General features: G+C 39.7%; 8 protein-coding genes, 1 tRNA gene, 3 pseudogenes and 1 riboswitch. Of the genes and pseudogenes, 7 read left to right on the top strand and 5 right to left on the bottom strand.

Annotation, left to right across the window (positions count from 1 at the left end; genetic code table 11):
- Positions 1 to 209: 209 nt before the first annotated feature.
- Positions 210 to 1,625: pseudogene (locus HT691_RS03350) on the top strand (pneumococcal-type histidine triad protein); the annotation flags it as partial.
- A gap of 289 nt (positions 1,626 to 1,914) precedes the next feature.
- Here HT691_RS03350 and HT691_RS11500 read toward each other — a convergent pair.
- A pseudogene (locus HT691_RS11500) lies at positions 1,915 to 2,079 on the bottom strand (IS110 family transposase); the annotation flags it as partial.
- On the opposite strand from HT691_RS11500, the pseudogene HT691_RS03340 reads away from it, so the two are divergent.
- A pseudogene (locus HT691_RS03340) lies at positions 2,077 to 2,712 on the top strand (HIT family hydrolase); the annotation flags it as partial. The pseudogenes HT691_RS11500 and HT691_RS03340 sit on opposite strands and share 3 nt — an antisense overlap.
- 53 nt (positions 2,713 to 2,765) lie before the next feature.
- On the opposite strand, the gene pepT reads toward HT691_RS03340, so the two are convergent.
- Complete coding sequence (pepT, locus tag HT691_RS03335; RefSeq protein WP_138705920.1) at positions 2,766 to 3,989, bottom strand: peptidase T; 1,224 nt, start codon at positions 3,987 to 3,989, stop codon at positions 2,766 to 2,768.
- A 153-nt stretch (positions 3,990 to 4,142) separates the two neighbouring features.
- Between pepT and hemH the strand changes: the two genes are divergently transcribed.
- Entirely contained in the window at positions 4,143 to 5,237 is a 1,095-nt protein-coding gene (hemH, locus tag HT691_RS03330) for a ferrochelatase (protein ID WP_138705921.1), read from the top strand.
- A gap of 45 nt (positions 5,238 to 5,282) precedes the next feature.
- Here the strand turns inward: hemH and mscL are convergent, their stop codons facing one another.
- Positions 5,283 to 5,660 (bottom strand): large conductance mechanosensitive channel protein MscL, encoded by a 378-nt coding sequence (gene mscL / locus HT691_RS03325; RefSeq protein ID WP_023932701.1) that lies wholly within the window; start codon positions 5,658 to 5,660, stop codon positions 5,283 to 5,285.
- A gap of 81 nt (positions 5,661 to 5,741) precedes the next feature.
- Entirely contained in the window at positions 5,742 to 6,173 is a 432-nt protein-coding gene (locus HT691_RS03320; RefSeq protein WP_023932699.1) for a GtrA family protein, read from the bottom strand.
- Between the two features lie 28 nt (positions 6,174 to 6,201).
- Positions 6,202 to 6,298, top strand: a riboswitch (PreQ1 riboswitch).
- Between HT691_RS03320 and HT691_RS03315 the strand changes: the two genes are divergently transcribed.
- From HT691_RS03315 to dapA, 4 genes are all read left to right on the top strand, one after another.
- Positions 6,296 to 6,805: a QueT transporter family protein gene (locus tag HT691_RS03315; protein WP_000737071.1), complete on the top strand. Its 510-nt coding sequence runs from the start codon at positions 6,296 to 6,298 to the stop codon at positions 6,803 to 6,805. (Overlaps the previous riboswitch by 3 nt.)
- A gap of 99 nt (positions 6,806 to 6,904) precedes the next feature.
- Positions 6,905 to 6,977 (top strand) — tRNA-Thr (locus HT691_RS03310).
- A gap of 342 nt (positions 6,978 to 7,319) precedes the next feature.
- Complete coding sequence (locus tag HT691_RS03305) at positions 7,320 to 8,396, top strand: aspartate-semialdehyde dehydrogenase (RefSeq protein ID WP_000542464.1); 1,077 nt, start codon at positions 7,320 to 7,322, stop codon at positions 8,394 to 8,396.
- A 55-nt stretch (positions 8,397 to 8,451) separates the two neighbouring features.
- Positions 8,452 to 9,387 carry a 4-hydroxy-tetrahydrodipicolinate synthase gene (gene dapA / locus HT691_RS03300; protein WP_023932695.1) on the top strand — a complete coding sequence of 312 codons (936 nt, stop codon included), beginning with the start codon at positions 8,452 to 8,454 and terminating at the stop codon, positions 9,385 to 9,387.
- A 46-nt stretch (positions 9,388 to 9,433) separates the two neighbouring features.
- Here the strand turns inward: dapA and mnmE are convergent, their stop codons facing one another.
- Entirely contained in the window at positions 9,434 to 10,807 is a 1,374-nt protein-coding gene (mnmE, locus tag HT691_RS03295) for a tRNA uridine-5-carboxymethylaminomethyl(34) synthesis GTPase MnmE (protein ID WP_023932693.1), read from the bottom strand.
- Positions 10,808 to 10,912 lie beyond the last annotated feature (105 nt).

Raw genomic sequence — 10,912 nt, 5'->3', positions numbered from 1 at the left:
ATAGTACACCTTGACTTCTAAAATATTGTTAGAAATTGATTTGACTGTCCTGATCAATTTGTCCTATTCTTATTTCATTTCTCTATAATTTTAAATAGTAAACTATTTACTGGTTAATTAAATGGTTAAATAAGCGGTTTAGAAAAATTGTTTAACCGAGAAAAAAGAAGTTAAGAAAAAGTTTCATCATTTATTGAAATGAGGGATTTATGAAATTCAGTAAAAAATATATAGCAGCTGGATCAGCTGTTATCGTATCCTTGAGTCTATGTGCCTATGGACAAAACCAGCATCGTTCGCAGGAAAATAAGGACAATAATCGTGTCTCTTATGTGGATGGCAGTCAGTCAAGTCAGAAAAGTGAAAACTTGACACCAGATCAGGTTAGCCAGAAAGAAGGAATTCAGGCTGAGCAAATTGTCATCAAAATTACAGATCAGGGCTATGTAACGTCACACGGTGACCACTATCATTACTATAATGGGAAAGTTCCTTATGATGCCCTCTTTAGTGAAGAACTTTTGATGAAGGATCCAAACTATCAACTTAAAGACGCTGATATTGTTAATGAGGTCAAGGGTGGCTATATCATCAAGGTCGATGGAAAATATTATGTCTACCTGAAAGATGCAGCTCATGCTGATAATGTTCGAACCAAAGATGAAATCAATCGTCAAAAACAAGAACATGTCAAAGATAATGAGAAGGTCAGCTCAGATGTCGCTGTAGCAAGGTCTCAGGGACGTTATACGACAGATGATGATTATGTCTTTAATCCAGCTGATATTATCGAAGATACGGGTGATGCTTATATCGTTCCTCACGGAGGTCACTATCACTACATTCCAAAAAGTGATTTGTCTGCTAGTGAATTAGCAGCAGCAAAAGCTCATTTAGCTGGCAAAAATACGCAACCAAGTCAGCTAAGCTATTCTTCAACAGCTAGTGATAATACTAATCAAGCTATAGAGAAAGAATCAACTAGCAAGCCAGAAAGCAAAGCTGAAAATCTCCAAAGTCTATTGAAAGAACTCTACGATTCACCTAGTGACCAACGTTACAGTGAATCAGACGGTCTGGTTTTTGACCCTGCTAAGATTATCAGTCGTACGCCAAATGGAGTTGCGATTCCGCATGGCGACCATTATCACTTTATTCCTTACAGCAAACTCTCTCCTTTAGAAGAAAAGATTGCTAGAATGGTGCCTATAGGCGGAACTGGTTCTACGGTCTCTACAAATGAAAAACCTCATGAAGCAGCGTCTAGTCTAGGAAGTCTTTCAAGTAGTCCATCTACTTTGAATCATGCCTCATTACTTACAAATAAGCCTATCTCTTCAACATCTGATGGTTATATCTTTAATCCTAAAGATATTGTCGAGGAAACAGCAACAGCTTATATTGTAAGACATGGTGATCATTTCCATTACATTCCAAAATCGACCGTAATTGGGCAACCGACTCTTCCAAACAATGGTCTAGTAGCACCTTCGCCGTCTCTTGCAGCCAATCCTAGTGTTTCACATGAGGAACATGAAGAAGGTGGACACGGCTTTGATGCCAATCGTATTATTGCTGAAGATGAATCAGGTTTTGTCATGAGTTACGGAGACCACAATCACTACATCAAGGTGCAAACTAAGGGATATGAAGTAGCCTTGAAAAACAAGATTCCAGCCCTGAAATCCAACTATCAGCCTGGGGCCTTTGATGAGAAAACAGTTTTAGCAAAAGTAGATCAACTTCTTGCTGAAAGTCGAAACGTCTATAAAGAGGATCCAATCAAACAAAGACAGATTGAGTTAGCCTTAGGACAGTTTACTGAAAGTTTGAAAAAAATAAAAGTTAGTTGATTGATTACTTCTCTAAATTTTGGGCACACTAAAAAGAGGTCTTGACACCTAAACTTTAAAATTAAAGCATACTGAATCCGTGCTGCTGTGCGAAGCGAATAGCGTCTTGGACGAACATTGTCTTATCTGGATTTCTTATTTCTGTAAGGCCTTGTAATCTTGGATTATAACTCTCCTGTTTTAGGAGTACATGGTAGATAGCAACCAATAATCTGCGACAGATAGCAAGGAAGAAGTAGAAAGTCTTTTGAACAAGGCAAATCAACTCTTGGAGCAAATCCAAGAAGAAGGAATCAGACAATCCTTGGCAGAAGAAGTAGAAAATCTCAAAGCTGCTACAAACAAGGCTGATGCAGACTTGGATGAAGTAAACAGCCAGGTAAAAGATGTATTGACTCGTATCGCTAGTGCCCTTCAACAAGAAAAGGAAAATGCAGAGCAAGATCCTCAGACACTTGTACTCTATCAAAAACTCTACGATATTCTCATATCGCTTCACTCTTATTTAGAAAGTAATAATGGATCTGATGCGGACTTTGATAAAGTGGATGCATTACTAGATCAACTTTCTGCTAAGAGTAAAGACAAAGCAGCTTTACTTGAATTGACAAAAGCTATTCTAGTTTTGAATCACCAAATCCAGTCAAAAGCTAGCGCAAGTGAAGAAACAAGTCCAGCAAGAAATGCTGAAGCAAATGGTGATAAGACAAGTACCGAAACAGAAACATCAACAGCTACGGAATCTAACAGTGAAACTGCTAGCGACGAAAACAAACCAAGCAACGCAAGAGATTCTAAACCTGCTGAATTAGCTTCAGAAAAGGTAACAACAGAATCTACAACAAGTACTGGAAACTAAGAAAAACCAGCAGAATAAAAAGAAAGGCGAAGTAGCTGAGCTACCTCGTCTTTTTAGTCTTTATAAGCTACGATACCAATGATGGTATCAACTGCACGTTCCATGGTCTGAAGGCTGACGTATTCAAAACGTCCGTGCATATTTTCTCCTCCCGCAAAGATATTCGGAGTTGGGATTCCCATAAAGGAAATCTTAGAGCCGTCTGTCCCTCCACGAATTGGTTCGATAATAGGAGTGATACCCAGCTCTTCCATAACGGCTTTAGCAATGGTAATTGGAGTCATATCTTTTTCAATGACTTCTTTCATATTGTAGTACTGATCTGTCAAGTTTAGGGTGACACGGTCGCTACCAAGTTCTTGATTCATCTGATCAGCGATAGACTGCATAGCTGCTTTACGCGCTTCAAAGGCATCTTTTTCAAAATCACGAATAATGTAGCTTGCACGCGCCTCCTCGACACTACCAGTCACATCCATAAGATGGTAGAACCCTTGGTAACCATCCGTTAACTCAGGTCTGTCATTCTCTGGAAGTTGATTATGAAAATCAATTGCTAGCTGAAGGGCGTTGACCATTTGCCCTTTGGCAGTACCAGGGTGGACATTACGGCCTTGGAAATGCAATTCAGCACCCGCTGCTGAAAAGGTCTCGTACTGAAGCTCACCTAGTGGGCCACCATCAACAGTGTAGGCAAAATCCACATCAAAATCTTCTGCATCAAATTTATTGGCACCAACACCGATTTCCTCATCTGGACCAAAACCAACACGAATCTCACAGTGCTTGATTTCAGGGTGGGCAGTTAGATATTCAATGGCAGTCATAATTTCAGCAATCCCTGACTTGTCATCAGCACCTAGCAAGGTTGTTCCATCGGTTGTGATGAGCGTTTGTCCGGGATATTTCTCAAGACTCTTGAAGTCGGCTGGATCGAGTTTGAAACCAGAATTCCCTAGTTCAATCACACCACCATCGTAGTTTTCAATTACCTGGGGATTAACTCCTTCGGCATTAAAGTCAGCAGTATCCATGTGGGAGATAAAGCCAATCTTACGCGTTAAAGATGGATCATTGGCTGGCAAGGTTCCAATAGCAAAACCATTCGGAAGGTAGTAGACATTTTGCAGTCCAACACGTTTCATTTCAGGAATAAGAACATTGGTTGCAAAGTCAACCTGACTCTGTGTACTTGGAGTAGTAGTAGAGTGTTCATCAGAGCGCGTGTTGACCTTAACGTAGGTCAAGAAGCGGTTCAAGAGATTTGGATAAGTCATAAAAAACTCCTTTTGAATTCATTTTTTCCATTGTATCATAGAAAGAAGAGAAAAACAAAAGACAGAAGTTAGGGCAATCTGCTATGTTAGCGTTTACTTATCAGTGGATTCATGATAAAATAAACTTGATAAAAATATCACAAGGAAGCGATTATGAAAAAAGCAATTTTAATGATGACTTTCGGTTCGCCAGAAGAGATTACCTTTGAAGGTGTAGCTGATTTTTTCACAAATATTCGTCGTGGAGTGAGACCTCAAGACCATGAGATTCAAACTCTCTATGATAATTATGTGCGAATTGGAGGTACTCCTCTGCAAAAAATTACCCGTCAAGAGGTTGCCTTGGTAGAAGCTAGGCTAGGAAATGAATATAGTGTTTATTTTTCCAATAAATTTTCCAGACCTTTTATTCCAGATGTGATTGGTCAGATGGAAGCAGACGGCATTGAACAGTGTATTTGCTTGATTTTGGAGCCCCATTATTCTTTTTACTCTGTCATGGGCTATGAGAAATTTTTAGAAAGCAAGCAAATTCAATTTTTGGTCATTAAGGACTGGTATCAGGAGGAAGCGCTCTTAAACTATTGGGCAGATGAAATTGCTAAGATTTTAAAAGAAGAAGTAAAGCAAGATAGCTTTAAAGTCATCTTTTCAGCCCACAGTGTGCCCATTTTTGCCTTGGATTTTGGTGATCCCTATATCGATCAAATTTTCGAAAATAGCAAGTTAGTCGCTGAAAAACTAGGTTTGAGTTCCGAGCAATATACAAATACCTGGCAAAGTGAGAGTGATATTGGGATTCCATGGATTAAGCCAGATGTATTAGAATATCTCAGAGAACAGACAGAACATCCAGACAATTATATTTTTGTTCCTATCAGCTTCATTAGCGAGCATATTGAGGTCTTGTTTGATAATGATGTGGAATGTTATGACTTGTGTCAAGAATTGGGTGTGAACTACCATCGTCCACCAATGCCAAATACGGATTCTCGTTTAATTGATGCCTTGGTCAATACAGTCAGAGCCAATGAACATCAAGAGTTTAAGGAATTTCTCCCGGAAGAAGAAACCTTTGATGAATTAGTTCCTTCAGACGAGACGAAAAACATTTTGGCTGAATCTCAAGATTTACAAATGCCAGAATTTGTGAAAAAACTGATTGAGAAAAAAGGGCGGGAGAATGTTAAGATGCCTTATCTTATCAAAAAAATGCTTGAGAAAGCAGGCAAGTTACCCAAAGAGTAAAGAAAAAAGGATTTAGCTTTCTTTGCGCTAGATCCTTTTAAACGATTATTTTTTCTCAAGAAGAGCTTTGATTTCTTGAAGGACTTCCAATTCGGTTGGTTTTTTTTCGTCAGTTTTTTCTTCCTTTATGCCAGTCAGTTTCTGTGCTTTTTCAATACCCTTGATAATAAAGAAGAGGGCGGTACCCACAAAGATAAAATTGATAATAGCACTTAAAAAGTTACCATAGCCGACTCCATGCCAAGAAAGTTGAGCGATACGTTCGACTTTAGCAGCTTTCAAAGCGGGATTTAAAATAAGAGGAGTGATAATGTCGTTTACAAGTGAAGTAACGATAGCACCAAAAGAAGAGGCAATGACAACACCGACAGCAAGGTCAATCACATTTCCTCGAAGCAAGAATGATTTTAGATTTTTTAACATACTGTTTTCCTTTCAACGTTTCGTGTTTCATTGTATCCTAAATCATTATAGAAGGCAATTAAAAGGCTCATAAATGGAGCATTATTTTCTAAAAATATAGACCTTGCTCAAGATATAATTGATGATAATAATGAGTATTTGTGCAATTATTGTTTCAATAGCATTTATCTTATCAATGTTTTCATTTACGAATTGACCTATGATGTGAGGAAATTGGGTTACAAAGAGAAAAGTTAAAAACAAGTCTAACAGAAAAGTAGAAAGGCGAGCAAGAGAAAATTTCACTAAACGGATAAGTCGATTCTTCCTTGCTTGCTTAAATACAATCGTATCATTTGTGATAAAGGCAAATAGGATACCAATAATATTTGCTAGGGCAGTAGCAAGGAGTTCCTGATGACTTAGTTGATAAATGACTAGTCGTGAGAGAATCGAAACTAGAGTTGTTGCAAGGCCAAAAAAGAGATAGGCTAAGATTTCATTGTTAAAAAATTTTTGAATAGGTTTTTTCATGCTTTAAGTATAGCATAAAGCAGGCTATTGTGCTATACTAGTAAGGTTGAATAAAGCAACCCTTGGTGCTTAGCTTCTTTCACCAAGCATATTACACGCGGATAACCGCCAAAGGAGAAAAAATGAAAAAATTAACTATTCGTGATGTTGCAGATATTGCAATCGTTGCTGCTATTTATGTCGTTTTGACTGTCACACCGCCCCTAAATGCCATCAGCTATGGTGCTTATCAGTTTCGTATTTCAGAAATGATGAACTTTATGGCTTTTTACAATCCCAAGTACATCATCGGAGTTACTATCGGTTGTATGATTGCTAATTTCTTTAGCTTCGGACTACTAGATGTCTTTGTTGGTGGCGGATCAACCTTGGTATTCCTCAGTTTAGGTGTTTGGCTTTTTGCAAAATATAGCAAGGATTACCTCTTTAACGGATTGATTCGAAAAGATCATTTCTTCTTTTCAATCCTCTTTTCAATTTCCATGTTTACCATCGCTGCAGAGTTAAATATTGTAGCAGAATTACCATTTTTCCTTACTTGGTTTACAACAGGAATCGGTGAATTTGCCTCATTGATTATTGGAGCGATTATCATTGGTAAAATTGGTCGTCGAATCGATTTAAGCAAATAGAAGAAGACAAGCTAGGTAGCCTTTACCTGGCTTTTTCTTATAGAAAATTTCTAAGGAAACTTGACAAGCTTTTCTGATTATAGTATACTTTTCAAGTAAGCTGATTTAGCTCAGTTGGCAGAGCGCATCCATGGTAAGGATGAGGTCGCCGGTTCAATCCCGGCAATTAGCATGATATGTATAGGGAAACTCTTGAATACGAGAGTTTTTTGTTATACTCGATCGAAAAAATTTCTTATTGACAAAATCAAGTATCTCTAGTAATATAGAATATGCGATGAGTCGATAGGTAGTCTTCGGACTACTATTGAGCATAAGGAGGTCATAACGCAGGAGCGGACCTTGATGAGTTGTGTGAACCTGCTTATCACATGAAGATGCCTCTTAGTCCTTGGTCTAGCGACTGGGGATTTTTATTTTTCAAAAAATGATAAAAAAGCTTTGCAATTCATGGAAAAAGTAGTATAATACTTCTATTATAGAAATTTTTAGAAAATTCCGAAAGAGGTTATTTATGGGATATACAGTTGCTGTAGTCGGCGCGACAGGTGCTGTCGGTGCTCAGATGATAAAAATGTTGGAAGAATCAACACTTCCAATCGATAAAATTCGTTTACTTGCTTCTGCACGTTCAGCAGGCAAGACTTTGAAATTTAAAGACCAAGATATTACGATTGAAGAAACGACTGAGACAGCTTTTGAGGGAGTTGATATTGCTCTCTTTTCAGCAGGTGGTTCGACATCAGCTAAGTATGCACCATACGCAGTTAAAGCTGGAGCGGTAGTAGTAGATAATACATCTTACTTCCGTCAAAATCCAGACGTTCCTTTGGTTGTTCCAGAGGTCAATGCTCACGCACTTGATGCCCACAATGGGATCATTGCCTGCCCTAACTGTTCAACAATTCAAATGATGGTGGCTCTTGAGCCAGTTCGCCAAAAATGGGGCTTGGACCGTATCATTGTTTCAACTTACCAAGCAGTTTCAGGTGCTGGTATGGGAGCAATTCTTGAGACACAACGTGAACTTCGTGAAGTCTTGAATGATGGTGTAACCCCACGTGATTTGCATGCCGAAATCTTGCCTTCAGGTGGTGACAAGAAACATTATCCTATCGCCTTTAATGCTCTTCCACAAATTGATGTCTTCACTGACAATGATTACACTTATGAAGAGATGAAGATGACTAAGGAAACTAAGAAAATCATGGAAGATGATAGTATTGCCGTTTCAGCAACATGTGTTCGTATTCCAGTCTTATCAGCTCACTCTGAGTCTGTTTATATCGAAACAAAAGAAGTGGCTCCAATCGAAGAAGTCAAAGCAGCTATCGCAGCCTTCCCGGGTGCTGTTCTTGAAGATGATGTAGCTCATCAAATTTATCCTCAAGCTATCAATGCAGTTGGTTCGCGTGATACCTTTGTTGGTCGTATCCGTAAAGACTTGGATGCTGAAAAAGGAATCCACATGTGGGTTGTTTCAGACAACCTGCTCAAAGGTGCTGCTTGGAACTCAGTTCAGATTGCTGAAACTCTTCATGAACGTGGCTTGGTTCGTCCAACAGCTGAATTGAAATTTGAATTAAAATAGTCATATCGTTTAGGAGTTCAGATGAACTCCTTCTTTGAAATAGAGAGGTGTTTTCATGTCTTATCAAGATTTAAAAGAGTGTAAAATCATCACAGCCTTTATTACCCCCTTCCATCAGGATGGTTCCATCAACTTTGATGCTATTCCAGCCTTGATTGAGCATTTGTTGGCTCATCATACGGATGGAATTCTTCTCGCAGGGACCACTGCTGAGAGTCCAACCTTGACTCACGATGAAGAGTTGGAGTTGTTTGCGGCTGTACAAAAGATTGTCAATGGACGCGTTCCTTTGATTGCGGGTGTTGGTACCAATGATACGCGTGACTCTATCGAGTTTGTCAAAGAAGTCGCGGAATTCGGCGGTTTTGCTGCTGGACTTGCTATCGTACCATACTATAACAAGCCTTCTCAAGAAGGGATGTATCAGCACTTTAAAGCTATTGCAGATGCTTCTGACTTACCAATTATTATCTATAATATTCCAGGGCGTGTAGTTGTTGAATTAACTCCAGAAACCATGCTTCGTTTGGCTGACCATCCAAATATTATCGGTGTCAAAGAATGTACCAGCTTGGCAAATATGGCTTACTTGATTGAGCACAAACCTGAAGAATTCTTGATATATACAGGTGAGGATGGAGATGCTTTCCATGCCATGAACCTTGGTGCTGACGGGGTTATTTCTGTTGCCTCTCATACAAATGGGGATGAAATGCACGAGATGTTTACTGCCATTGCAGAAAGCGATATGAAGAAAGCCGCAGCTATTCAACGTAAATTCATTCCTAAAGTCAATGCCCTCTTCTCTTATCCAAGTCCTGCTCCTGTTAAGGCGGTTCTCAACTATATGGGATTTGCAGCTGGCCCAACTCGTCTGCCTCTTGTTCCAGCACCAGAAGAAGATGCCAAACGCATTATCAAAGTCGTCGTAGATGGCGACTACGAAGCAACTAAGGCAACTGTAACAGGGGTTTTAAGACCAGATTATTAATGAAGACAATAAAATCCATGACCGAATGAAGGATCATGGATTTTTCTTATTTTCCTAAACAGAATTGGCTAAAGAGTTGGGTGATGAGTTCATCTGGAGCAGCATCACCAGTGATTTCTCCGAGGATTTCCCAAGTACGAGTCAAGTCAACTTGAAGTAAATCAACTGGCATACCCAGTTCAAGACCTTGATTAACGGCTTGTAGGCTTTCAACTGCTTTTTCAATCAGGGAAATGTGACGGGCATTAGACAAGTAAGTAGCATCTTGCTCAACCAAACCAGCATTTTCAAAGAAGAGGTTGTTGATTCTCTCTTCAATCTGATCGATGTTTTGGTTTTTAAGGACTGAAATGCGAATGACATCTTCTGGAAGTTCAGAGGTTTCAATAACTTCTGGCAGGTCAGTTTTGTTAAGGAGAATAATTCGGTTGGTTTCTTGGCTGATTTCTAGGAGTTGGCGGTCTTGGGCGGTTAGTGGTTCACTAGCATTTAACACTAGTAGTACTAGGTCAGCTTCCTTGAGGGCTTTTTTCGAACGCTCGACACCGATTTGTTCAACGATATCATCCGTTTCACGAATACCGGCCGTGTCAATCAATTTTAGAGGAACACCGTTGATGTTGACGTATTCTTCGATGACATCACGGGTTGTACCAGCAATATCTGTGACGATTGCCTTGTCTTCACGCAAGAGGTTGTTGAGAAGGCTTGATTTCCCAACGTTAGGGCGTCCGATGATAGCCGTTGAAATTCCTTCACGGAGGATTTTACCGCGGCGGGCTGTCCTGAGGAGATTGGTTAGCAATTGCTCAAACTCCATAGTCTTCTCTCGGACAACAGCAGTAGTGGCTTCCTCAACATCGTCGTACTCAGGATAATCGATATTGACCTCAACTTGGGCAAGTGTGTTAAGGATTTCTTGACGGGTATTGTTAATCAGGTCAGAAAGGGAGCCGTCTAATTGCTTAACTGCAATGTTCATGGCCTTGTCAGTCTTGGCACGGATGATGTCCATCACTGCCTCAGCCTGTGTCAAATCTACACGACCGTTTAGAAAGGCCCGTTTAGTAAATTCACCAGGTTCAGCCAATCGAGCTCCTTCACGGATAGCTAGTTGGAGAATTTCATTAGTCACCGCAATCCCACCGTGGGTGTTAATCTCGATAATATCCTCACGAGTGAAGGTCTTTGGAGACTTCATGGCTCCAACCATAACCTCGTCCATGACTTTTCCTGTCTGAGGGGCAACGATGTGACCGTAGTTGAGAGTGTGGCTGGCAACCTTGTTCAAGTCTTTTCCTTTAAAAATCTTTTGCGCAATAGCAAAACTTTCTGTTCCGCTTAGGCGGACAATACCAATAGCCCCTTCACCTAGTGGAGTAGAGATAGCAGCGATGGTATCAAATTCACGTGTAATCATAATGTTTCCTTTAATAAATAGCTCTCTTCTTGGAAATTTTTCCAAGTCTCTTTTCAAATTGTAACAAATTTAGGATATTTCTTCAATGGATGCTACTTGGGGATT

This window comes from Streptococcus sp. 477 (genome assembly GCF_013277295.1).
GTDB classification, from domain to species: domain Bacteria; phylum Bacillota; class Bacilli; order Lactobacillales; family Streptococcaceae; genus Streptococcus; species Streptococcus pseudopneumoniae.
This window is presented reverse-complemented; position numbering and strand designations above follow the sequence as displayed.